The 21213-nt window shown below is 57.1% G+C and carries 23 protein-coding genes; 11 read left to right on the top strand and 12 right to left on the bottom strand.

Annotation, left to right across the window (positions count from 1 at the left end; genetic code table 11):
- Nucleotides 1-112: 112 nt before the first annotated feature.
- From ACR0EV_RS12765 to sfsA, 5 genes are all read right to left on the bottom strand, one after another.
- Nucleotides 113-844: a proteasome-type protease gene (locus tag ACR0EV_RS12765; RefSeq protein ID WP_480800438.1), complete on the bottom strand. Its 732-nt coding sequence runs from the start codon at nucleotides 842-844 to the stop codon at nucleotides 113-115.
- An 11-nt stretch (nucleotides 845-855) separates the two neighbouring features.
- Nucleotides 856-1653: a transglutaminase family protein gene (locus ACR0EV_RS12760; RefSeq protein ID WP_480800437.1), complete on the bottom strand. Its 798-nt coding sequence runs from the start codon at nucleotides 1651-1653 to the stop codon at nucleotides 856-858.
- A 3-nt stretch (nucleotides 1654-1656) separates the two neighbouring features.
- On the bottom strand, nucleotides 1657-2598 hold the full coding sequence (locus ACR0EV_RS12755) for an alpha-E domain-containing protein (protein ID WP_480800436.1): 942 nt from the start codon (nucleotides 2596-2598) through the stop codon (nucleotides 1657-1659).
- 2 nt (nucleotides 2599-2600) lie between these two features.
- On the bottom strand, nucleotides 2601-4019 hold the full coding sequence (locus tag ACR0EV_RS12750) for a circularly permuted type 2 ATP-grasp protein (protein ID WP_480800435.1): 1419 nt from the start codon (nucleotides 4017-4019) through the stop codon (nucleotides 2601-2603).
- Nucleotides 4020-4248: 229 nt separating this feature from the next.
- On the bottom strand, nucleotides 4249-4959 hold the full coding sequence (gene sfsA / locus ACR0EV_RS12745) for a DNA/RNA nuclease SfsA (protein WP_480800434.1): 711 nt from the start codon (nucleotides 4957-4959) through the stop codon (nucleotides 4249-4251).
- 50 nt (nucleotides 4960-5009) lie between these two features.
- On the opposite strand from sfsA, the gene ACR0EV_RS12740 reads away from it, so the two are divergent.
- From ACR0EV_RS12740 to ACR0EV_RS12725, 4 genes are read left to right on the top strand one after another with little or no spacing between them, the layout of a single operon-like run.
- The gene (locus tag ACR0EV_RS12740; RefSeq protein ID WP_480800433.1) at nucleotides 5010-5732 is read left to right on the top strand and encodes a competence/damage-inducible protein A; all 723 of its coding nucleotides are present in this window, start codon (nucleotides 5010-5012) and stop codon (nucleotides 5730-5732) included.
- The gene (locus ACR0EV_RS12735; RefSeq protein WP_480800432.1) at nucleotides 5729-6439 is read left to right on the top strand and encodes a GNAT family N-acetyltransferase; all 711 of its coding nucleotides are present in this window, start codon (nucleotides 5729-5731) and stop codon (nucleotides 6437-6439) included. Before ACR0EV_RS12740 ends, ACR0EV_RS12735 begins: the two co-directional genes overlap by 4 nt.
- Nucleotides 6440-6469: 30 nt before the next feature.
- Entirely contained in the window at nucleotides 6470-7027 is a 558-nt protein-coding gene (locus ACR0EV_RS12730; RefSeq protein WP_480800706.1) for a peroxidase-related enzyme, read from the top strand.
- A complete protein-coding gene (locus ACR0EV_RS12725) occupies nucleotides 7024-7926 on the top strand; it encodes an OmpA family protein (RefSeq protein ID WP_480800431.1) in 903 nt (300 codons plus the stop codon). The genes ACR0EV_RS12730 and ACR0EV_RS12725 overlap by 4 nt, the downstream gene beginning before the upstream one ends.
- Nucleotides 7927-8003: 77 nt before the next feature.
- On the opposite strand, the gene ACR0EV_RS12720 is transcribed toward ACR0EV_RS12725, so the two are convergent.
- Nucleotides 8004-8909, bottom strand: a complete 906-nt coding sequence (locus ACR0EV_RS12720; protein ID WP_480800430.1) for a LysR family transcriptional regulator — start codon at nucleotides 8907-8909, stop codon at nucleotides 8004-8006.
- A gap of 227 nt (nucleotides 8910-9136) precedes the next feature.
- Between ACR0EV_RS12720 and ACR0EV_RS12715 the strand changes: the two genes are divergently transcribed.
- On the top strand, nucleotides 9137-9577 hold the full coding sequence (locus ACR0EV_RS12715; RefSeq protein ID WP_171184345.1) for a DUF4399 domain-containing protein: 441 nt from the start codon (nucleotides 9137-9139) through the stop codon (nucleotides 9575-9577).
- 67 nt (nucleotides 9578-9644) lie between these two features.
- Nucleotides 9645-10253 (top strand): LysE family translocator, encoded by a 609-nt coding sequence (locus ACR0EV_RS12710; protein WP_480800429.1) that lies wholly within the window; start codon nucleotides 9645-9647, stop codon nucleotides 10251-10253.
- A gap of 6 nt (nucleotides 10254-10259) precedes the next feature.
- Here the strand turns inward: ACR0EV_RS12710 and ACR0EV_RS12705 are convergent, their stop codons facing one another.
- On the bottom strand, nucleotides 10260-12287 hold the full coding sequence (locus tag ACR0EV_RS12705) for an FAD-dependent oxidoreductase (protein ID WP_480800428.1): 2028 nt from the start codon (nucleotides 12285-12287) through the stop codon (nucleotides 10260-10262).
- Nucleotides 12288-12424: 137 nt separating this feature from the next.
- Here ACR0EV_RS12705 and ACR0EV_RS12700 point away from each other — a divergent pair, with 137 nt between their 5' ends.
- Complete coding sequence (locus tag ACR0EV_RS12700; RefSeq protein WP_480800427.1) at nucleotides 12425-12919, top strand: RNA pyrophosphohydrolase; 495 nt, start codon at nucleotides 12425-12427, stop codon at nucleotides 12917-12919.
- 66 nt (nucleotides 12920-12985) lie between these two features.
- The gene (gene trhA, locus ACR0EV_RS12695; protein ID WP_480800426.1) at nucleotides 12986-13627 is read left to right on the top strand and encodes a PAQR family membrane homeostasis protein TrhA; all 642 of its coding nucleotides are present in this window, start codon (nucleotides 12986-12988) and stop codon (nucleotides 13625-13627) included.
- Nucleotides 13628-13702: 75 nt separating this feature from the next.
- Here the strand turns inward: trhA and ACR0EV_RS12690 are convergent, their stop codons facing one another.
- From ACR0EV_RS12690 to ACR0EV_RS12680, 3 genes are read right to left on the bottom strand one after another with little or no spacing between them, the layout of a single operon-like run.
- Nucleotides 13703-14692, bottom strand: a complete 990-nt coding sequence (locus ACR0EV_RS12690) for an adenosine kinase (protein ID WP_480800425.1) — start codon at nucleotides 14690-14692, stop codon at nucleotides 13703-13705.
- Nucleotides 14689-15333, bottom strand: coding sequence for an endonuclease III (gene nth / locus ACR0EV_RS12685; protein WP_480800424.1), 645 nt, complete (start codon nucleotides 15331-15333; stop codon nucleotides 14689-14691). The genes ACR0EV_RS12690 and nth overlap by 4 nt, the downstream gene beginning before the upstream one ends.
- 57 nt (nucleotides 15334-15390) lie before the next feature.
- A complete protein-coding gene (locus ACR0EV_RS12680; protein ID WP_480800423.1) occupies nucleotides 15391-16278 on the bottom strand; it encodes a serine hydrolase domain-containing protein in 888 nt (295 codons plus the stop codon).
- Between the two features lie 139 nt (nucleotides 16279-16417).
- On the opposite strand from ACR0EV_RS12680, the gene ACR0EV_RS12675 reads away from it, so the two are divergent.
- Both ACR0EV_RS12675 and ACR0EV_RS12670 read left to right on the top strand, forming a co-directional pair.
- Entirely contained in the window at nucleotides 16418-17269 is an 852-nt protein-coding gene (locus ACR0EV_RS12675) for a bifunctional helix-turn-helix domain-containing protein/methylated-DNA--[protein]-cysteine S-methyltransferase (RefSeq protein WP_480800422.1), read from the top strand.
- 173 nt (nucleotides 17270-17442) lie between these two features.
- Nucleotides 17443-17880: a glyoxalase superfamily protein gene (locus ACR0EV_RS12670; RefSeq protein ID WP_480800421.1), complete on the top strand. Its 438-nt coding sequence runs from the start codon at nucleotides 17443-17445 to the stop codon at nucleotides 17878-17880.
- A gap of 59 nt (nucleotides 17881-17939) precedes the next feature.
- Here the strand turns inward: ACR0EV_RS12670 and ACR0EV_RS12665 are convergent, their stop codons facing one another.
- Nucleotides 17940-19379 carry an aldehyde dehydrogenase family protein gene (locus ACR0EV_RS12665; protein ID WP_480800420.1) on the bottom strand — a complete coding sequence of 480 codons (1440 nt, stop codon included), beginning with the start codon at nucleotides 19377-19379 and terminating at the stop codon, nucleotides 17940-17942.
- Nucleotides 19380-19593: 214 nt separating this feature from the next.
- On the opposite strand from ACR0EV_RS12665, the gene ACR0EV_RS12660 reads away from it, so the two are divergent.
- Nucleotides 19594-20244 (top strand): peroxiredoxin, encoded by a 651-nt coding sequence (locus tag ACR0EV_RS12660; RefSeq protein WP_480800419.1) that lies wholly within the window; start codon nucleotides 19594-19596, stop codon nucleotides 20242-20244.
- A gap of 218 nt (nucleotides 20245-20462) precedes the next feature.
- Here ACR0EV_RS12660 and ACR0EV_RS12655 read toward each other — a convergent pair whose 3' ends face one another.
- Nucleotides 20463-21152 (bottom strand): outer membrane protein, encoded by a 690-nt coding sequence (locus ACR0EV_RS12655; RefSeq protein ID WP_480800418.1) that lies wholly within the window; start codon nucleotides 21150-21152, stop codon nucleotides 20463-20465.
- Nucleotides 21153-21213: the final 61 nt, after the last annotated feature.

The raw sequence follows: 21213 nt of genomic DNA, 5'->3' as shown, positions 1-21213 counted from the left end.
CGTTAGCCCGTTGAGCATTGTTTGGAGTGTCATTACGGCTTTTTCGCTCAGGCGGTAAAGCAAGCAAACCGTACTATGCAGACAAAGCGGATGTTCAACCGTTTAGTTTTCCCTACAAATTGTACTCCGGAAGCTTGGACAGGGCGGATTTCAAGGCATCGCCCCACCCCTCTGAGATCGTGCGAAAGTAATGATCGTCGGGTTCGAACCTTGTTCGCGTTCCACCTTCAAGGCTGTCTTCATCGTAGAGAAGCAGGTCAAGCGGAGCCCCGACAGATAGATTGGCCTTGATTGTGGAATCAAAACTCACAAGCAGGAGTTTTACGGTTTCCGGAAAGCTCATTTCCGGATCATAGGCGCGCACTAGAATTGGGCGACCATATTTTGTCTCTCCGATCTGAAAGAACGGGGTATCGTCGCCGGCCTCGATAAAGTTGCCTTCGGGATAGATCAGAAACAAACGAGACGGGCCGCCCTTGATCTGGCCTCCTAGAATGAGTGTCGCGTGAAAGGCGCTGTCAGCTTGCTGACCAGACCGGGCATGCTCTTCGATGACGTCGTTCAGCGTTGCCGCGACCAGTTGCGCAACCTGAAACATTGTCGGCGCTTCCAGTATAGACGGCGAGCGTTCTTCCGGCACTTTTGTACGCTCTTCCAGAAGGCTGATCGTCGCCTGAGTAGTGGCAAGGTTTCCAGCCGTTAGGATTGTGATCGACCGGTCCCCTTCGACTGTCCAGTTGAACATCTTGTTGAAGGTCGAAACATTGTCCACGCCTGCATTCGTGCGCGTATCGGACATGAACACCAGCCCGCGATTCAGCCGCATGCCCACAGCGTAGGTCATCAAATTCTCCGTTACTGCTGTGCGACCTGCAACTGCACTGTCAATTGCTCGCCCGCTGTCCCAATTCTGTTCCCTATTACCGGTGCGGCTTGGGCATAGTCCAGCCCGGTTGCGACGCGGACGTATCGATCGTCAGGTGAGATCCCGTTTGAAACGTCAAACCCGACCCAGCCAAGACCGTCCAAATGCACTTCGGCCCAGGCATGGGTCGCGTCCTGCAGTTCCGTTTCGTTCATCATCAAGTAACCCGATACATAACGTGCCGGGACTCCGATCTGTCGCGCGCATGTAATGAAGATATGTGTGTGGTCCTGACACACGCCGCGCCCGGCTTTGAGGGCATCTTCGGCGCTCCAGTCCGGGTGCGAACTTCCAATTTCATACGCGACCTGAGCTCGAATTTTTTCGGACAGAGCGTGCATCTGTTCCAGCGGTTCGCCTTTGGGCAACGCGGCTATCAGGTCGGCAACCCCTTTCCCCGGCGTTGTCTGCGGGGTGCCCCTGTTGAACAGCCACAAGGGTGTCGACCCTTCGTGACGCCCCAAGACGCCATGGGTGTCTTCCACCTCAACAACGCCCTCAGAGATCAACGAAATACTTTGGGTGTTTGCGTCGAAACTGATCAATTCCACAGTGTTGCGGTGATAGTCTTCAAACGTCAGTTCTTTGCGCCCGCCGGTGATTTCGGTGTTCCAACTTTCAATGCTTTGATTGCGAAAGGACTTTGGTGTCTTCCTCAGCTGTTGCAGCCCGAAGGGAACCGGTGCGTCGAAATCGTATCGTGTCTCGTGTCGAATGTGCAGTTTCATTGTCTACTCGTAGAACCGGTAATCAATCTCGATCTGACGGCTTAAGTTGCCTAGGTCGGTTAGAAAGTCCTGAATGTATTCGTGAAGACCGAATTCAAAGATATCCGAGATCTTCTGATCCAGGTATTTCTCGTAGAGAGCGTTTGACGCCTCGCACGAAGGCCCGGCAAAGCCATAGTCTTTCTTCAGGTATGACAGGTTCTCTTGAATCTTTCTGCAGCAAAAGTGAAGGCTGCGAGGCATCCGCTGATCCAAGATCAGAAATTGCGCGATATCAGACGGTCGTGTTTTCTCACCATGCGTCATTCGATACCCTCCACCAGCGCCGACAGATCGGAGGATGCTTTCCCATTGGATGTTGTCCAGTGACGAGCCGACCGAGAAGGCAGTGGGCAGCAGAACATAGTATTTCACGTCCAGAATGCGCCCGGTGTTGTCGGCCCGCTCGACAAACGTGCCAATGCGGGTGAAGTCGAAAATGTCATTGCGCAGCATGGTCCCCAAGGTGGCACCGCGCACCAGCGCCGCCTGTTGGCGAATGAGTTCCAGCGTCGCGGGCAAATCCCGCTCATTCACGCGGCGCTTCATGACCTCGTCAATCTGCATCCAAGTCGCATTTACAGCACTCCAGACATCGTGGGTCAGCGCGGTTCGAACAAGGCGCGCGTTGTCTCGTGCTTGCTTGATAACCGACTTGATCGAGGACGGGTTGTCAGCGTCACGCAGCATCCAATCGACGGCATTGTCTTTTGAAATTTCATCGTACTTGGCGTGGTACCCATCCAGAACTCCGGCCGTTTTCAGAACCGACCCCCATTCCTCGGCGGAGTTCTTAGTCCGGGTCAACGCCATCCTTTGACCTGTCTCCAGCAGCCTGGCCGTGTTTTCCGCGCGCTCCAGGTATCGGGACATCCAGAACAACCCGCCAGCAGTTTTTCCCAGCATGGTCAGTCCTCCAGAACCCAGGTGTCTTTGGTCCCGCCGCCCTGGCTCGAGTTTACGACCAGTGAGCCTTTCTTCAGCGCTACGCGGGTCAATCCGCCAGGTGTGATTTTGATCCCGTCGGGAGACACCAAAACAAAAGGTCGTAGGTCGACATGTCTGGGGGCCAGCCCCGAACGTGCGAAGATTGGAACCGTCGAAAGAGACAGCGTCGGCTGTGCAATGTAGTTCGCTGGCCGCGCTTTGAGTTTATCCCGGAAAGCGGAAATCTCTTTTTTGCTGGCGGTCGGGCCAATCAGCATCCCGTAGCCGCCAGAACCGTGCACTTCTTTCACGACAAGTTCGGATAGGTTGTCCAGCACGTAGGAAAGCGATTTTGGATCGCTGCACCGCCAGGTTGGAACATTCTGCAACAGAGGCTTTTCGCCCGTATAGAACTCAACGATCTCGGGCATGTAGGAATAGATCGCCTTGTCATCGGCAATACCTGTTCCCGGCGCATTGGCGATCGTGATGCCACCTGCGCGGTAAACGTCCAGAATGCCAGGTACGCCTAATGCGCTGTCAGGGTTGAAATTCAGTGGATCCAAGAAGTCGTCATCGACCCGGCGATACAGCACGTCGATGGGTTTATAGCCTCTGGTGGTGCGCATGCAGACGCGTCCGTCGACAACCCGAAGATCGTGGCCTTCGACCAATTCCACGGCCATTTGATCAGCAAGAAACGCATGTTCGTAATAGGCTGAGTTATAAATGCCCGGGGTTAACACCGCGACAGTGGGTTCTCCGTCTGCGCAAGCTGGTGCACAGGCCGCAAGAGACCTTCTCAGATTACGGGGGTAATCAGAAACATTCCGAACATTGGTCGCGCTGAAAAGCTCGGGGAACATCTTTAGCATCGTCTCCCGGTTCTCCAGCATATAGCTGACCCCGGACGGCGTGCGGGCATTGTCTTCCAGAACGAAAAATTCGTCTGGTCCGGTTCGCACCAGATCGACACCAACAATGTGCGTATAAACCTGTCCGGGCGGTGAGACACCAAGCATCTGCGGCAGGAAAGCTTCGTTCCCGGCAATCATCTCAGCAGGCACACGCCCGGCCCGGACAATTTCCTGACGATGATAAATGTCATGAAGAAATGCGTTGATTGCCCGCACCCGCTGTTCGATGCCGCGTTCCAGCCTTTGCCATTCGCGCGCGGAAATGACACGTGGTACGATATCAAACGGGATCAGACGTTCCTCGGCCTCGGCTTTGCCATATACGTTAAAGGTAATGCCGGTCAGCCTGAAGACTTCTTCGGCTTCGCGCTGTTTTGCCCTTAAACGAGATGCATCCTCAGCGTTGAACCAACGGCCTATTTCTTCATACGGACCTCTGAGTGATCCATCGCCGTTGAACATTTCATCAAAATACTCGCTCATACGATAAGTCTCACGATCAACTCAGAATTTTCAAGTTATTAAACTTCGGTTAGCCGGAGCCTTCCGATGAAACGCCTAATATTCAAGCTTGTTAAGTGAAATAATGGTCTAAGGAACGCAAAGAAGTTGGCGTTTTCGGTTGATATCACATTCATTGAATTGCGCTGCGCAGTTCCTGGTTTTTCCCGCCATCGGAACGTCCGCTTAGGGCACTAGGCGGCATTCAGTACTACCTGTCACTCATCATTATTGCATTCCTATCCAACCAAACCCCTTCTGGCGAAATCTTCGTCCCATACACCAATCGTTCCACCCCCTGCGCCTGCGCCGCGTCAAATGCTGTCGCATAGGTGGGATCAATATCGGCCGCCAGCGCAAACCGATCGCAATCGGTGCGCTGGACCAGATACAGCATGATCGCGCGGTGCCCTTGCGCGGCCATTGCCGCCAGCTCGCCCAGATGCTTGGTGCCGCGCGCCGTGACGCTGTCGGGAAACTCGGCCAATCCGGGTTGGCGCGAGAGGGTCACGCTTTTGACCTCGACATAAGCGTTGGGCAAGCCCGGTGCGGTCAGCAGAAAATCGATGCGGCTGTTTTCGCCGTATTTCACCTCGGGCCGGACGGTGTCATAGGCGGCCAGTTCAGGAATTTCGCCAGCTTCAAGTGCTGCCCGTAAGACGCGATTGGGAACCGAGGTATCAACGCCAGTAAAATGTCCGTTTTCGTGATCCACCAGACGCCAGCCGTATTTCAGCTTTTTCTTCGGGTCGTCATTGGGTTCCAGCCAGATTTTCTCGCCCGGTTCGGCCAGCCCCATCATCGACCCGGGATTGGCGCAATGAGCCGTAACCTCTTGCCCGTCTTCCAGCGTGCAATCAGCCAGAAAGCGTTTGTAGCGACGGATCAGGCGAGCGGGGACAAGAGGGGTTTCAAAACGCATGGTTCAGGGCCTATACCTGCCCCTGAGAACGATCAAGAGGGGAGAGCGCCATGGCCAATCCAACCGCAGCGATGTTGGTGATCGGGGATGAAATCCTGTCCGGCCGCACCCGTGATGCGAATATGCATTTTCTGGCGCAGGAGCTGACCAAACACGGCATCGACCTTAAAGAAGTGCGCATTGTCAGCGATGACGCCCCTGCCATCGAAGCGGCGGTTGCGGCATTGTCTGATGCCTATGATACCGTCTTTACCAGCGGCGGCATCGGTCCGACCCACGACGATATCACCGCCGATTGCATCGCACGGGCCTTCAACACGCCGATTGATATCAGGGATGACGCGCGGGCGTTGTTGCAGGCGCATTACGACAAATCCGGGTTGGAGCTGAACGCCGCTCGCCTGCGCATGGCGCGTATCCCGGATGGTGCAACCTTGATCGACAATCCGGTTTCGACCGCACCGGGTTTTATCCTTGCGAACGTGCATGTGATGGCGGGTGTGCCTTCAGTGTTTCAGGCCATGGTGGCCAGTGTTTTACCCAAGCTGACAGGCGGCAGCCCCTTGTTGTCGCAAACTTTGCGCATTGATCGCGGTGAGGGTGACATTGCGGCGACTCTGTCTGTACTGGCTGAGGACTTCAGCCAGCTGTCCATTGGCTGCTATCCGTTCCAGATCAACGGAGCCTTCGGGGCCAACGTTGTGATCCGTGGCACTGACGGTGGGCAGATTGACGCGGCTATGACCCGCCTGGCGAAAGAGTTGGAGCTTTGAGCACCAACTGGACGGATATTGTCGACGGCACATGGCCTGCCGCAGGCTACAAAGCGCTTGGCCCGTTCCAACTGCGCGAAGGGCAGGGTGGCGGGTCGCGCGTGTCTGCGGCCAATGCATGTGGCCCCACCACCGACGCGGATATTGACGCCGCCGAAGCCGCAATGCTGGCCATAGGGCAGAAACGCATTTTCTGCCTGCGACCCGGAGACGAGGCGCTGGACGCGCAGCTGGCCCGTCGAGGGTATCGTATTCTGGATCCGGTCAACATCTATGCCTGCCCTGTCGACCTGCTGACAGATCAGCCTATCCCTCCGGTCATGGTTTTTTCGGTCTGGGAACCGCTTGAAATCATGCGCGAAATCTGGGCTTCGGCCGGGATCGGCGCAGAACGTTTGGCGGTGATGGCGCGCGCGAAGGGCCCCAAAACCAGCCTGTTGCTGCGCCACAATGATAAACCCAGCGGTGTGGCCTTTGTGGCAATGCATGAGGATGTTGCGATGGCACACGCGCTTGAAATCCTGCCCGAGCACCGCCGCCAAGGTTTGGGCCATTGGACCATGCGCGCGGCGGCAATCTGGGCGCGGGACAACGGCGCGCAGACCCTCAGTGTGATCTGCACCAAGGCCAACAATGCGGCCAACGGTCTTTATCGCGCGCTCGGGATGGAGCTTGCGGGCGAATACCATTACCGTCTGCTCGAGTGAACTGAAGAGGCCGCCGTGACACAGAAAGACATGCCCACCGCGCTGAACCTGCCCATGGTCGATCCGCTGCCGCCGGAAACGCAGAAGTACTTTGATATCTGCGTCGAAAAACTGGGTATGGTACCGAACGTACTGAAGGCCAACGCGTTCGACATCGACAAGCTGAACGCCTTTACGGCGATGTATAACGACCTGATGTTGGCTGACAGCGGATTGTCCAAGCTGGAGCGCGAGATGATTGCGGTGGTCGTCTCATCAATCAACAAATGCTTTTACTGTCTGGTCGCGCATGGTGCGGCGGTGCGGCAGCTTTCGGGTGATCCGCAGCTGGGCGAAATGCTGGTGATGAACTATCGGGTCGCGCCGCTGGAGCCGCGTCAACGTGCGATGCTGGATTTTGCCGCCAAGATGACCACCGCAAGCGCTGAGATTGAAGAACCTGATCGCCAGAAGTTGCGCGATTCTGGGTTTACCGACCGCGACATCTGGGACATTGCGAATGTGGCCGGGTTCTTCAACATGTCCAACCGGGTGGCCAGTGCAACCGCAATGGTACCCAACGAAGAATATCACGCACAGTTTCGATGATCCGCGCCGCTGTTCTTCTTTCAATGCTACTGACCGGGCCGCTTCTGGCGCAGGATCTGACCCTGCCCACCAGTGCGCGCCAGATTAGCGACCGGACCTCGCCGCTGGACAGCTATGAGCTTCCGACTGGGCCCTTTGCGAACGGTGCAGTGCCTTCCGACACTGTTGAAGGTCGGGTTGAGCGGTTTACGTGGCGGCTTCAGGCAGGCTCCAGCACGACTTTGCAATTGCTTACGCCGCTGCGTGACCAGATCGAGGCGCAAGGCTACAAGATCCTGTTTGAATGTGAGGCGCACACCTGCGGCGGTTTCGATTTCCGTTTTGGGACAGAAGTTGTGCCGACACCTGATATGTATGTCGCTATTCAGGATTACCGTTTCCTTTCAGCGACCAAGGGATCCGTCGCGCTTAGCTTATTGGTCAGCCGTAACCCGCCGGATGGCTACGTTCAGTTGATCCGCGTGACGCCGCAGGATGCGCCTGACCCTGATCCGGTTGTGATCGAACAGGCCGTCGAAGGCTCGGGCGGATTGCTGGAGGCTCTGACAAGCGCAGGGCATGTGATCCTAGATGATTTGCATTTTCCAACCGGCGAGGTGGCATTGGGTGAAGGTCCGTTCGCCTCGCTGACTCTGGTCGCCGGTTACTTGTCTGACAATCCTGACACGCGACTTGCGTTAGTCGGGCATACCGATGACACAGGCGCGCTGTCGGCCAATATCTCCGTCAGCAAAAGCCGGGCCGAGGCCGTACGCACCCGATTGATTGAGGCCCATGGCGTAGCCCCCGAGCGGATCGAAGCGCAAGGCGTGGGCTATCTGGCTCCGATTACGTCCAACGCGACGCCCGAGGGCCGCGACCTGAACCGCCGGGTCGAGGCGGTGCTGCTGGTCAACTGAACAGGTAAAGCCGAGCCTGAAGGCAAAAAAAGACCCGCACTTTGACATGCGGGTCATAGGTTGGTCTTCAGGGAGAATTACCAGTCCATCGGGCCTTTGTCGTGGTAGGATTCGACGAGGAAGTCGATAAAGGCTCGAACTTTGGGTTGTGTGAAGCGGCCGGGCGGGTAGACGGCATAGATGCCCTGAACCTCGTCCGGTAGAGATGGCATGGCGTCGACCACCTGTCCTGATTTCAATGCTTCGGCGTAAAGATAGCTGGGCAGGTACGCGATCCCCAGTCCAGAGATAGCGGCGTTCAGCAGCGATTGCCCGTCATTCACGCTCAACCATCCTGCGGTGCGCACCTGACGTTTTTCGCCCGATGGCGCGGTCAGCTTCCAGACATTGCCCGAAGACTGGCTGGAATAGTGCAGCAGTTTGTGTTCATTCAGATCATCGATCTTCTGCGGGCGTCCGAAGCGTTCGATGTAGCTGGGTGCAACTACCATGCGTTTCACGGTTTCGGTCAGTTTGCGTGCGCGCAGCGTGCTGTCTTCCAGCTCGCCAATGCGGACGGCCACGTCAAATCCTTCGGAAATCAATTCGACGTAACGGTTGTTCAGAACCATGTTCACAGTGATGTCGGGATAAGCGGCCAGAAACTCGGAGAGAACGGGGGACAGGTGATTCACGCCGAAGTCGGTGGCAACGCTGATGCGCAGAAGGCCCGAAGGGGCCGATTGCATAGATGTGACCAGCGAATCTGCCTCTCCCGCGTCATTCAGAACGCGCCGCGCGCGGTCATAGTAGGCAAGGCCGATTTCCGTCGGCGACACCCGGCGCGTGGTGCGGTTCAGCAACCGGGCCCCCAGACGCGCTTCGAGGCTCGAGACATGTTTGGACACGGCGGATTTGGAGATGCCCATCTTTTTGGCCGCATCGGTGAAGCCACCTTGGTCCACCACATTGGCGAAGGCTTCCATTTCGGTCAGTCGGTCCATACTCGTTCCCCAGATCTTGATTTCGTACTCGACTATGGCGCTGAATCTGGGCGGAAACGCGGCAGACATGGGATAATATCAGGGATTTGAATCGGATCGTTTGCGTATGGGAAACGCAGAAACAGTGGTTTCCAAATGCGCCTGAGCCCCTGTCTGGCTGTGTTTTTTCGCGCGGCGGCCTATTGTGTTACCTTGAGGATGGCATTTTTGTGACAAGGGAGGAGATCATGAAGACCGTTTTCACCATCGCTGCCTTTTGCCTTTTTGCGGGCTTTGCACACGCCGGGGGTGAAACGCCTTCGAACCCCGATGCTAAGGTTTATTTCGTTAACCTTTCAGACGGTGACACAGTGCAATCACCGGTCACGGTTGTCTTCGGCCTCAGCGGAATGGGCGTCGCCCCTGCCGGGACCGAGAAGGAAAACACCGGCCACCACCACCTGTTGCTCAACCGCCCCCCGATTGGTGAGGGTGAAGATGGTGCGGACGAGCTGGCTTATGGCCTTCCTGCCGATGACAACCATATGCATTTTGGCGGCGGCCAGACCGAAGTGACACTGGACCTGCCCGCAGGTCAGCACACGCTGCAACTGGTATTGGGCGACGCGGGCCATGTGCCGCACAACCCGCCGATTGTGTCCGAAGTGATAACGATCACGGTCGAATAAGCGACCGCGGGCCTGTTTACTTTCGTGTTGATGTAAGGAACTCTCCGGCCATTGGTCGGAGGGTTCTATGTCACTTGAGTTTCTTCTTACATCCTTGATCGTTGTGCTGTTGCCGGGCACCGGCGTCATCTACACGCTGGCCATTGGGCTCGGCCGCGGTTTTCGCGCCAGCATTGCAGCGGCGGCAGGCTGCACACTTGGAATCGTGCCCGCCGCTGTGGCCAGCATTATCGGCTTGGCCGCTCTGCTGCATACAAGTGCGTTGGCCTTTCAGGTGCTCAAATACCTTGGGGTGCTCTACCTGTTCTATATGGCGTGGGGCATTGTCCGCGAGGGCGGAGCCATGGAGGTAAGCGCCGAGAAATCGACCAAAGGCTACCTAAAGATTGCGACGACCGGCACGTTGATCAACGTGTTGAACCCGAAACTTTCATTGTTCTTCCTCGCGTTCCTGCCGCAGTTCTTACCCGCCGAAACAGCCCATGCAGGGTCGGCTTTGGTGCAACTGGCGCTTGCCTTCATGGCGATGACCTTTGTTGTCTTCATCGCCTATGGGGCCTGCGCAGCCTTGGCGCGGGACTACATCATCCACCGCCCGTCCGTGATGGCCTGGATCAAACGGTGTTTTGCAACGGCTTTTGGTGCGCTGGGGGTGAAACTTGCACTTTCTGACTGACCGAGCTTAAAGCTCGGCCGCCAGTCGTGTTCCCTGATTAATCGCCCGTTTGGCGTCCAGTTCAGCCGCCACATCCGCGCCGCCGATTACGTGCGGAGTAACGCCGCGTTCGATCAGCGCGTCCGCCAGAGACCGGTCTGAAACCTGCCCGGCACACAGAACGATTGTATCCGCCGAGATCACTGTCGGGTCAGCACGGTCTTCGCCAAAACTGACATGCAGGCCCTCATCGTCGATGCGCTCATAGTTCACACCGCCCACGAAGTTTACGTTTTTCATCTTTAGTGCAGCACGGTGAATCCAGCCGGTGGTTTTGCCCAGTCCCTTACCGTGCGCCTGTTTCTTGCGCTGTAGCAATGTGACCTGACGCGCAGGCGCGCTGGGTTGAGGCCCTTCTGGCGCAAGACCCGAGCGATGTTCGGCCGGGTCTGTCACGCCCCATTCCTTCATCCAAAGCGGCAAGTCGGTGGTTGCGCTGTGTCCGTCCTCCAAAAGAAATTCGGAGACGTCAAAGCCGATGCCACCTGCGCCGACTACAGCGACGGATTCGCCGAGTTCGGCCTTGCCACGCAGCACGTCGATATAGCTGAGGACATTCTTCCGATCCTGCCCGGGAATCTGCGGATCGCGTGGTGTGACGCCGGTTGCGATGATCACCTCGTCAAAGCCGGCCAGGTCGTCAGCGCTGACCTCACGGTTCAACTCCACCTTTACGCCCAGATCGTCCATCATGGTGCGATACCAATCGACCAGCCCCCAAAACTCTTCCTTGCCCGGAACCTGTTTGGCCATGTTCAACTGTCCGCCAATCTCTGCGGCGCGGTCAAACAAGGTGACGTTGTGGCCACGCTGGGCGGCGGTCATGGCGGTGGACAGACCGGCGGGGCCTGCACCGACAATGGCAACGTTTTTCTGGGTCGAAGCAGGCTCAATAACCAATTCGGTCTCATGACAGGCGCGGGGATTGACCAAACAAGACGTCAGCTTGCCGCTGAATGTATGATCCAGACAGGCTTGATTGCACGCAATGCAGGGTGCGATTTGCGCAGATTGCCCCGCAATGGCTTTGTTGACGAAATCGGCGTCTGCCAGCATCGGGCGGGCCATCGACACCATATCCGCACAGCCGGTGGCCAAGACCTCTTCGGCGACCTCGGGCGTGTTGATCCGATTTGAGGTGATCACAGGTATCGAAACCTTGCCCATCAGCTTTTTCGTCACCCAGGCGAAAGCAGCGCGCGGAACGCTGGTGGCGATGGTCGGAATCCGCGCCTCGTGCCAGCCAATGCCGGTATTGATGATCGTGGCACCGGCCTTTTCCACCTCTTGCGCCAGGTGCACCACCTCTTCATGGGTCGAGCCGTTGGGCACCAGATCAATCATCGACAGGCGGTAGATGATGATGAAATCGCGGCCTACGGCCTCGCGCGTGCGGCGCACGACCTCGATCGGCAGGCGCATCCTGTTCTCGTAGGACCCGCCCCAGCGGTCTGTGCGCTTGTTGGTATGGGTCACAAGGAACTGGTTCAGGAAATACCCTTCCGACCCCATGATTTCGACCCCATCATAGCCTGCCTGTTGGGCCAGAACGGCGGCGTTCACGATGTCGCTGATTTGTTTTTCGATGCCTTCTTCATCCAGTTCATTAGGCGGAAAAGGAGAGATAGGGGATTTCACCGGGCTGGGGGCCACACATTTCGGACCATAAGCATAGCGGCCCGCGTGCAGGATCTGCATCGCGATCTTGCCGCCTGCTTCGTGTACCCGTTGGGTCACGATGGAATGGTTCGCCACCTCTTTTTCATTGGTCATCATCGACGCGCCGGGCAGAACCGAGCCCTCAAGATTCGGGCCAATACCGCCCGTAACCATCAGCGCCACGCCACCGCGTGCCCGATCGGCATAGAATTCAGCCACCCGGTTCCAGTCACCGGTTTCCTCAAGCCCCGTATGCATCGAGCCCATCAGCACGCGGTTCTTCAAGGTGGTAAAGCCCAGATCCAGCGGGGCCAGCATGTTTGGGTACGCAGTCATGGCGAAACTCTCCCTCCCGAATATGGGTGTTAGATTGACCTTCGCGTCAACTTTGTCACGCGAAACCCCACGTCACCCTCTTTGCTGTTGCCCTTGCGGTTGCTAGAGGTTGGCGGAACAACCCGATGAGGCCCCAAATGACACCCGAAGACATCGCCAAGCTGCCCTATCGTCCTTGCGTGGGGCTGATGCTGATAAACGCGGAGGGCAGGATTTTTGTGGGTCAGCGCAATGACCGCCACAAGGACGCATGGCAGATGCCGCAGGGTGGCGTGGACAAAGGCGAAGACCCGCGCGACGCGGCCTTGCGCGAGCTGTGGGAAGAAACCGGGGTGACCTCGGACCTGGTCGACGTTGTGGCCGAAACCGACGGTTGGCTGCCTTACGATCTGCCGCACGACATCGTGCCCAATATCTGGAAAGGCCGTTATCGCGGGCAAGAGCAGAAATGGTTCCTGCTGCGCTTTGTCGGATCGGATGATCAGATCAACATCGAAACCGATCACCCAGAGTTTTCACAATGGAAATGGCAAGCGCCTGATCGGTTGATCGACGAGATCGTACCGTTCAAACGAGAAGTATACGAGCAAGTGCTTAAGGCTTTTGACAGCTACTTGCATAAGAAGAATTGACGTATGGGAAGGTTGGACATTTTCCAAGCGGACCTTTAGCGCGGAGCCGTTCCTAGCAGGCTCTTCATGATTCAAACAACCTATCCCAGCCCAGTACGCGCGCACCGCACCGCTGACATGGTTGTCCATGGGGTCGGGTTGTCCTTGATCCTGACGGCTGGCAGCCTGCTGATCGTGAACGCCTATCAACGTCTGGATGTTGCGCTGCTTCTTGCGGTCATCGTGTATGTTCTCAGTGCACTTGCCTCGAACCTTGCGTCCTGCGCCTATCATTTCGCGCCTTGGCATGATCGTCGCAAGCTGTTGCGCCGCATCGACCACGCCGCGATTTATCCCAGTATCTGCGGAACATTCACGCCATTCTTCGTTCAGGCGGACACGACATGGACCATGACCTTGCTTTGGGTATGCTGGGGTCTGACTATCGCAGCCGTCTGGAATAAGATCTCGAATGAGACGGTCAAATCTCGATGGTCGACGGCGTCATACCTCGGTCTAGGCGGGATTGGTCTGGGCGCGATCCCCGACATGACGACAGTTCCTACAGCTACCCTTTGGTGCATTGCGGGCGGCGCAGCCAGCTATGTTTTTGGAACGATGTTTTATGCCCAAAAGACACTGCCGTTTCGTTACGCGATATGGCACGTCTGGGTGAACCTGGGCGGGGTTCTGATGTTTGTCGGAATCTGGCTGGCGCTGTTTTCCTAGAAAACAACCGGATCAGCGCGGGGCGCATGCGCCCCGAACCGTTTTCAGATCAAATAACAGGGTCTCGATCCCAAGTCAGAGCAACCCTTCAGCGCGCAGAAGTTCCTGCATGTTTGCCTCTGGGCGCGGGCCTATATGGCTGATGACTTCACGAGCACAGACATTGCCGATTTTCGCGCAGGTCTCATAATCCCGACCAGTGGCCATGCCAAACAGGAAGCCTGCGGCAAACTGATCGCCAGCGCCTGTTGCATCCACTGGCACAACCTTTTCAACTGGCACGTCAATGCGGTTGTCACCATTCAGGACCGTCACGCCATCGCCTGAACGTGTGCAGACCACCAGCGGGCAAATTGCGGCGGTTTTGGCCAGCGCTTCGTCCAGATCGTCGGTTTCGAACAGCGATTTGATCTCGGCCTCGTTGCCGATCACGAAATCCAGTTCGTTTTCGATCAGCAGCAGGAAATCGACCCGGTGACGTTCCACGCAGAACGGATCGGAAATGGCGATACCGGCCTTGCCACCTCCCTTGTGACAGGCGCGCGCGGCTTCGAGAAACGCAGCTTTGCCCTTTTCCTTATCGAACAGATAGCCCTCGAGGAACATGATCTGGCTGTTGCCAGCGACGTCATCTGACACGTCCTGCGAAGACAGCTCGGACGAAATCCCCAGATAGGTGTTCATCGACCGCTCACCATCAGGCGAGACGAAGATCATCGAACGCGAGGTCGGCAGCTCACCGCCTGGAACCGGAGGGTTCACGAAATCAACGCCGTCCTCGTTCATCGCATCCGCATAGAAGCGGCCCAGCGCGTCGTCATGCACGCGCCCGATGAAGGCGGCGTCCAGTCCAAGGGCTCCGGCACCCGCAATCGTATTGGCGACCGAGCCGCCCGGCGTCTGCACACGGCCTTCCATCGAGGCATACAGAACCTCACCACGCTCCTGCTCGATCAGCTGCATGATGCCTTTCTCGATGCCCATCAGTTCCAGGAAACTGTCATCGGCTTGGGAAATCACGTCCACGACGGCATTTCCGATGCCGGTCAGTTGGTAAGTTTTCATTGGGTTTTGTCCTCGAATTGACAGAGATCACGGATGATGCAGGTGGGGCATTGTGGCTTGCGCGCCTTACAATGGTACCGGCCATGCAGGATCAGCCAGTGATGTGCATGAAGTTGAAAGTCAGCAGGAATGTTGTCTTCGATGGCCCGCTCGACTGCGTCCACGTCCTTGCCGGGGCAAATGCCGGTTCGGTTGCCAACGCGAAAGATATGCGTATCAACCGCCTGTGCAGGTTGCCGCCACCACATGTTCAGAACCACATTGGCCGTCTTGCGCCCGACACCCGGCAACGATTGCAACGCGGCGCGGGAATTGGGCACCTCGCCGCCGTAATCTTCAACCAGAATCCGGCTCAGCTTGATGACATTCTTCGCCTTTTGACGGAACAGACCGATGGTCTTGATATGTTCGATCAGGCCCTCTTCGCCAAGGTCCAGCATCTTTTGCGGCGTGTCGGCGATCTTGAACAGTTCGCGGGTGGCTTTGTTGACGCCCGCATCGGTCGCTTGCGCCGACAGCGCGACGGCCACGACCAGCGTATAGACGTTTACATGCTCCAGCTCGCCCTTGGGTTCCGGGTCGGCTTCCTGAAAGCGCGTAAAGATCTCGCGGATCGTATGATAGTCGAGTTGTTTAGCCATCCGGGCCTTAATGCCGTGGGATTGTGCGGGCTGCAATTGAAAACACGCTTGATGTGGTCATGCGCGCGACTCGTCTAGCTTGGTAGCAAGTCTTACGGCTTCAAATTCCGCGGGCGTTTCGTCACCTTTTGGGCAAAAGCTGGCCACCAAAAGCCCGGAAGGGGTGTCTGGAAACTGTGCGATCAAATTTGCCGAAAATGGGCCGCATCCAGTGTGCCCGATAATGCGGCCCACGGGTTGGGCCGCACCGATCATCAGACCAAGCCCATAGCCGGTTTCGCTCCAAACCCGTCCCAGAATAGCCGGGCCTTGCATGGAACGGCTGAGCAACTGGTCTTTGCTTGCAGCAGATAACAGATCGCCGTTCAGGACGGCGCATAACAGGCGCAAGGCGTCGGTTGCAGTGCCCATAAGGCAGCCGTGGTAGACCCAGTCCGGGTGATAACCATGCGCGTTCCAATACAACTGTTCGAAATCATCCCGTGTCCGAGCAACGCGTGCAGTCAGACCCAGCGGCTGGCAAATGCGAGCTTGCATGATTTCGGCCAGACTGGCGTTGTGCACCTCTTCTAGAAATTGGCGCAAAAGCAGATAGCCCACATTTGAATATACCCAGTTGGTTCCGGGCGGGTAGGCGAGGTTGCGAAAATCTGCTTCTGCCAACAACTGCTCGACAGACCAGGGATCCGCACCTTGTGCGACGGCATCACCATAGCTAGGTAGCGCCCCGTAATCCCTCAGCCCGGCGCGGTGCTGCATCAATTGGCGCAGCGAAAATGGATGCTCTCGGAACGGCGCATCAAGATCGCATTGCTGGCGTTCCCACGCCTGCATGACAAGAACTGCGATTGCAGTTTTGGTGAAGCTCCACCAGGGAAACAGGGATTCACCGCACTCGTCCAGAAGAACGCGGCCTGTTTGGTCCATGGCGGCGGAGAGGGTCATGTTCGGCTCGGGATTGATTGGATGTGGTTCGACCCTAAGTCAGATCAATGCTCAAAGAAATACGGTTGCGCAAGTTTCGGGTCGCCCACCAATAGACAGACGACGTATAGTCTGGGAAATAGTGCAAGAGGTAAGCGACATGAATGTCCAGACCCCGGAAAGCGGATACCACTACAACGTCATGCGCCGCGCGATCGACCTGATCGATCAGGGCGGCGAGGGCCTGAGCTTGGATGAGCTGGCCCGTCAGATGGATATGAGCCCTGCCCATTTTCAACGCTTGTTCTCGCGCTGGACCGGGGTATCGCCGAAACGGTATCAACAATACCTCACGCTGGGCCACGCAAAGGCTCTGTTGCGCGAGCGGTTCACCACTTTAGAAACTGCGCATAACGTTGGCCTGTCCGGCAGCGGCCGCCTGCACGATCTGTTCCTGAAATGGGAATCCATGAGCCCCGGCGAATACGCCCGCAAGGGCGCAGGTCTCACGATCTATTGGGGTTGGTTTGAATGTCCCTTTGGCCCTGCGCTGGTCATGGGCACCGACAAGGGCATCTGCGGCATGGCATTCGGGGCAGAGACCGGCGAAGAGGCCGCGATGGAAGACATGATCTCGCGCTGGCCCAAAGCGGATTTCGTCGAGGATCCGATGCGTTTGCGCCCTTGGGTGCTGAGCGCTTTTGGGGCTGCTAACGACCGGCTGGAACCAACGCCGCTTTACCTGATCGGGTCGCCTTTGCAGATCAAAGTGTGGGAAGCGTTGATGCATATCCCTTCGGGGCAGGTCACAACCTATTCCGAAATCGCGCAGCGCGTGGGTTCACCACAAGCCGTTCGCGCCGTGGGAACGGCAGTTGGGCGTAACCCGGTCAGTTGGTTGATCCCGTGTCACCGCGCATTGCGCAAATCGGGTGGGTTAGGTGGTTATCACTGGGGTCTACCCGTTAAGCGCGCCATGCTGGCCTATGAAGCAGCGCAGGCCGATGCCTGATTGACAGATGACCAGACCGCTGCCAAAAGGCACAGCAGGTTCGGGTCCCCTACCGTTCGCGGCCTGTGGCTTTGGTGAAACCCGGTTTAATGACATCTGTTGCCCTTTTCCGGCGCGCGGATGGTAATGCGAACCCCGTCCTAAACACGCGCCCGTTCAAGGAAACGAGGCACATGATGACACGACTCCAAACCATTGCTCCGCTTGAAGAGCTGAAAGAGCAGGCAAAACGCTTGCGGGAAAAACTTAAAGCGACAGGCGTATCACTGTCGCATAGCGCCACACTGGAACTGTTGGCCCATCAGCACGGCGTGCGAGACTGGAACACATTGCATGCAATGGCCGGAAATCGGATGCACCTGCGTGTAGGTGACCGGGTTGAGGGACGATACCTGGGTCAGCCATACACGGGGGAAATTCGGGGTATAACTATGCTGGGCGATGGCGCGCGTCGCAGGGTTACGCTGCACTTCGATACGCCTGTCGATGTGGTGCGGTTCGATAGCTTTTCCGCCTATCGGCAGCGCGTCACCGGAGAGATTGGCTGGGATGGCCGATCCCTACGGCACACTTCAGATGGCGAGCCTCAGCTTGTGGTGCGGCCTGTTTGAAACACTGAGGGCGGGGCACCTGTATTGCCCCGCCCAATTTGGCTGACTCATTGGGTGGCTTACTCAGCCGCCCATCCGCCGACCGCTTTGACTTCAAGGAAGTCTTCCAAACCGAACACACCACCTTCACGCCCGTTGCCGGATTGCTTCATACCCCCAAACGGAGAGCCTGCGCTGCGTGACTGACCGTTCATCTCGACCATGCCCGAGCGTAAGACCCTTGCCATGCGATTGGCTCGTGCGCCGTCTTGAGTCTGAACATAGTTCGTCAGGCCATAGGGCGTGTCGTTGGCGATCTCGATGGCTTCTTCTTCGGTGTCGAAGGGGATCATGGTCAGAACCGGACCGAAGATTTCTTCGCGTGCGATGGTCATCTGGTTGTTGGCGTCGGCAAACACCGTCGGGCGGACATAGTAGCCCTTGTTCAGCCCCTCGGGCCGCCCGGTGCCACCGGCGACCAGACGAGCGCCTTCGTCGATGCCTGTTTGTATCAGATCCTGAATCTTGGTCCACTGGACCTCATTCACCACCGGGCCAATGTGGCGGCCTTCTTCGATGGCAGGGCCGACCTTGACCATGTTGGCCACTTCAGTCGCCGTTTCTACCGCCTTGTCGTAAATCGGGCGCTGCACCAGCATCCGGCTGGGTGCATTACAGCTTTGGCCCGTGTTTTGCATCATGTGCAGCACACCGCGCTTGACCGCCTTATCATCCGCATCCTCAAAGATCACATTCGCGCCTTTGCCACCCAGTTCCAGATGCACTTTCTTGAGCGTCTCGGCGGCATTCTTCGAAATCGCAGTGCCGGCGCGGGTCGAACCGGTAAAGCTGACCATATCCACATCTGGATGGCCGGACAGTTGCGAACCAACGCCCACCCCGTCACCGTTGACCAGATTGAACACGCCGGGCGGGAAACCTGCCTCGTGCATCATCTCTGCAAAGATCATCGCGTTCAGAGGGCTTTGCTCTGACGGTTTCAAGACCATCGTGCAGCCCGCGATTGCCGCTGCACCGACCTTGAGTGTGATCTGGTTCATCGGCCAGTTCCAAGGCGTGATCAATGCAGCGACACCAACCGCTTCATAGATGATGCGATCATTCGGTGCGTGATCCCCCAACGGGCGTTCGAACTGGAAAGCCTTTGCGGCGCGGATGAAGTTTTTCAGGTGGTAGATGCCCGCCCCGGCCTGCGCCGAACGGGCCAGATCAATCGGTGCGCCCATCTCAAGTGACATGGCTTGCGCCAGATCCTCGGACCGGTCCGCATAGAGATCGACCAGCTTTTCAACCAGCGCGATGCGCGTTTCCACCGGAGTTGCCATCCAGCCGGGCAGCGCGGCTTTGGCCGCCGCAACAGCCGCATTTGTATCGGCTTCATCACCCAGTGAAATCACTGCGCAGGGTTCCTCGGTCGAGGGGTTGATCACTTGAAACTCATTGGGCGACGAAGGAGAAACCCACTGACCGTTGATGTAAAAATCCCGCTTTTCGATCATCGTGAATCCTCCTGATGGATCAGCACTAACCCAGTTGTCAGCGCATACTCTGGCACCCATACCAAGATCGAGCAATAGCGAATTTGATCAAATTATTTTCCCTTAACGCGGTCGAATTCCGTATCCCTGAGCGCCGGGGATGGTTTAACCTGCGCGCAAAGTGATTAGGTTCCACGCAACCGACTCAGGTTTTTAACTGGAAAGGAGATGCCCCATGGGTTTGCGCATCAACGATACCGTCCCCAACTTTACAGCAGAAACGGATCAGGGCACTGTTCAGTTTCACGACTGGATCGGCGACAGCTGGGCCATTCTGTTTTCGCACCCAAAGGATTTCACCCCTGTTTGCACCACTGAGTTTTCGGCAGTTGCGCAGCTGAATGACGAATGGGCCGCGCGCAACACCAAAGTGATCGGCGTATCGGTCGATGGCGTCGAGGACCACAAGAAGTGGAAGAAGGACATTGAGGAATACGGCAAGGCCAACCCCGGTTTCCCGATCATCGCCGATGACGGTTTGGCCGTGTCCAAAGCCTTCGACATGCTGCCCGCAGAAGCCTATCTGCCCGACGGTCGCACTCCGGCTGACAGTGCCACTGTGCGCTCGGTTTTCATCATCGGCCCGGACAAGCAGCTGAAACTGTCGATGACCTATCCGATGACCGTGGGCCGGAATTTTGCCGAGATCCTGCGCGCTCTGGACGGGCTGCAAATGTCGGCCAAGGGTGTTGCAACTCCGGCCAACTGGAAACCGGGTGAAGATGTGATCATTCCGCCCGCCGTGTCGAACGATGAAGCAAAACAAAAGTTCGGCGAGTTCGAAACGATCTTCCCCTATCTGCGCAAAACCAAGGCGCCATCCTAAATCGGTTGCCGGTTCAGGGGGGCTGTCTGCCCCCCATCGCGCCTGTCGGCACGATTCCCCCCGAAGGTATTTTCGGCCAGATGAAGCAGGCGGTTGTTGCGGGCAGGGCGATCCACGGTACATCCGATGAAAGTGGTATTATTTGAATGCCCCCGCACCTGAGGTGCGAGGGCAAGAAGGCGGCAGAAAACCGGAGAGAAACCTGACGCCCAAAGCGATCAGAAGTTGTAGCGGAGCCCGAAATTGACACTGAATGTGTCCAGATCGTCTTCTACGTTGCCGGTCAAAGCTCCGTTCGGGGCCAGGCGTTGTGAGGAAACGTCAAAGGCCCGAGCATACCGCGCATCGACTGTGAATGCGGTGGACGCGTTGATGTCATAGGCCACACCGGCGATCAGTTGGGCGGCAAACGTGGTGTCGCTGTCATTCAGCGCCACACCTGGCCCGTATGCGAAATCCAGATCTGAGTAGGTGGCACCCAGACCAAAGCCTGCAAACGGGGTCAGCGCGCCAGCCTGTTTGAAATCGAACAGTACATTTGCAAACAGCGAGGTCTGTGTCACATCGCCCGAGATATTGCCCTCGGCTCCCGGACCGTTGCCGGTAAAGTTCACACCATCCACGTCGCTGTCGCGATAGGAAAGTTCCAGTTCGACCCGTATTCCGATCGCGTCATTGGACCATTGCGGGATCTCTCTACCGATAGCAACACCCAGGCCGAATCCTGCATCAAAGTCCGTATCTACCGATTGCGTTGAACCACCGATCGTGCCCGAAAAGTCGCTGTCTTGCAGTTGGCTGTAGCCGACAAAGCCCTGAACATAGGTGCCGTCACCCAGGCTTTGTGCGGTTGCTGCGGTTGTGCCCAGCATCAGGGCAGCGGAGGTCAGGATGAAACGACTAACCATGATCATGTCCTTTGTTCCAAAACGTTTCCCGGCATAGATCGGGTGTTTGAACTTGCATGGA

This window comes from Ruegeria sp. CF8 (assembly GCF_056537285.1).
This window is presented reverse-complemented; position numbering and strand designations above follow the sequence as displayed.

What these genes read in the sequence shown, in the direction of transcription:
- ACR0EV_RS12740 (WP_480800433.1), top strand. Translation starts at nt 5,010, where the DNA reads ATGGCCAATCCAACCGCAGCGATGTTGGTGATCGGGGATGAAATCCTG.
- ACR0EV_RS12725 (WP_480800431.1), top strand. Translation starts at nt 7,024, where the DNA reads ATGATCCGCGCCGCTGTTCTTCTTTCAATGCTACTGACCGGGCCGCTT.
- trhA (WP_480800426.1), top strand. Translation starts at nt 12,986, where the DNA reads ATGATTCAAACAACCTATCCCAGCCCAGTACGCGCGCACCGCACCGCT.
- ACR0EV_RS12675 (WP_480800422.1), top strand. Translation starts at nt 16,418, where the DNA reads ATGAATGTCCAGACCCCGGAAAGCGGATACCACTACAACGTCATGCGC.
- ACR0EV_RS12670 (WP_480800421.1), top strand. Translation starts at nt 17,443, where the DNA reads ATGATGACACGACTCCAAACCATTGCTCCGCTTGAAGAGCTGAAAGAG.
- ACR0EV_RS12680 (WP_480800423.1), bottom strand. Translation starts at nt 16,278, where the DNA reads ATGACCCTCTCCGCCGCCATGGACCAAACAGGCCGCGTTCTTCTGGAC.
- ACR0EV_RS12665 (WP_480800420.1), bottom strand. Translation starts at nt 19,379, where the DNA reads ATGATCGAAAAGCGGGATTTTTACATCAACGGTCAGTGGGTTTCTCCT.
- ACR0EV_RS12710 (WP_480800429.1), top strand. Translation starts at nt 9,645, where the DNA reads ATGTCACTTGAGTTTCTTCTTACATCCTTGATCGTTGTGCTGTTGCCG.
- ACR0EV_RS12765 (WP_480800438.1), bottom strand. Translation starts at nt 844, where the DNA reads ATGACCTACGCTGTGGGCATGCGGCTGAATCGCGGGCTGGTGTTCATG.
- ACR0EV_RS12655 (WP_480800418.1), bottom strand. Translation starts at nt 21,152, where the DNA reads ATGGTTAGTCGTTTCATCCTGACCTCCGCTGCCCTGATGCTGGGCACA.
- ACR0EV_RS12715 (WP_171184345.1), top strand. Translation starts at nt 9,137, where the DNA reads ATGAAGACCGTTTTCACCATCGCTGCCTTTTGCCTTTTTGCGGGCTTT.
- ACR0EV_RS12730 (WP_480800706.1), top strand. Translation starts at nt 6,470, where the DNA reads ATGCCCACCGCGCTGAACCTGCCCATGGTCGATCCGCTGCCGCCGGAA.
- ACR0EV_RS12700 (WP_480800427.1), top strand. Translation starts at nt 12,425, where the DNA reads ATGACACCCGAAGACATCGCCAAGCTGCCCTATCGTCCTTGCGTGGGG.
- ACR0EV_RS12720 (WP_480800430.1), bottom strand. Translation starts at nt 8,909, where the DNA reads ATGGACCGACTGACCGAAATGGAAGCCTTCGCCAATGTGGTGGACCAA.
- nth (WP_480800424.1), bottom strand. Translation starts at nt 15,333, where the DNA reads ATGGCTAAACAACTCGACTATCATACGATCCGCGAGATCTTTACGCGC.
- ACR0EV_RS12755 (WP_480800436.1), bottom strand. Translation starts at nt 2,598, where the DNA reads ATGCTGGGAAAAACTGCTGGCGGGTTGTTCTGGATGTCCCGATACCTG.
- ACR0EV_RS12705 (WP_480800428.1), bottom strand. Translation starts at nt 12,287, where the DNA reads ATGACTGCGTACCCAAACATGCTGGCCCCGCTGGATCTGGGCTTTACC.
- ACR0EV_RS12760 (WP_480800437.1), bottom strand. Translation starts at nt 1,653, where the DNA reads ATGAAACTGCACATTCGACACGAGACACGATACGATTTCGACGCACCG.
- ACR0EV_RS12750 (WP_480800435.1), bottom strand. Translation starts at nt 4,019, where the DNA reads ATGAGCGAGTATTTTGATGAAATGTTCAACGGCGATGGATCACTCAGA.
- ACR0EV_RS12690 (WP_480800425.1), bottom strand. Translation starts at nt 14,692, where the DNA reads ATGAAAACTTACCAACTGACCGGCATCGGAAATGCCGTCGTGGACGTG.
- sfsA (WP_480800434.1), bottom strand. Translation starts at nt 4,959, where the DNA reads ATGCGTTTTGAAACCCCTCTTGTCCCCGCTCGCCTGATCCGTCGCTAC.
- ACR0EV_RS12660 (WP_480800419.1), top strand. Translation starts at nt 19,594, where the DNA reads ATGGGTTTGCGCATCAACGATACCGTCCCCAACTTTACAGCAGAAACG.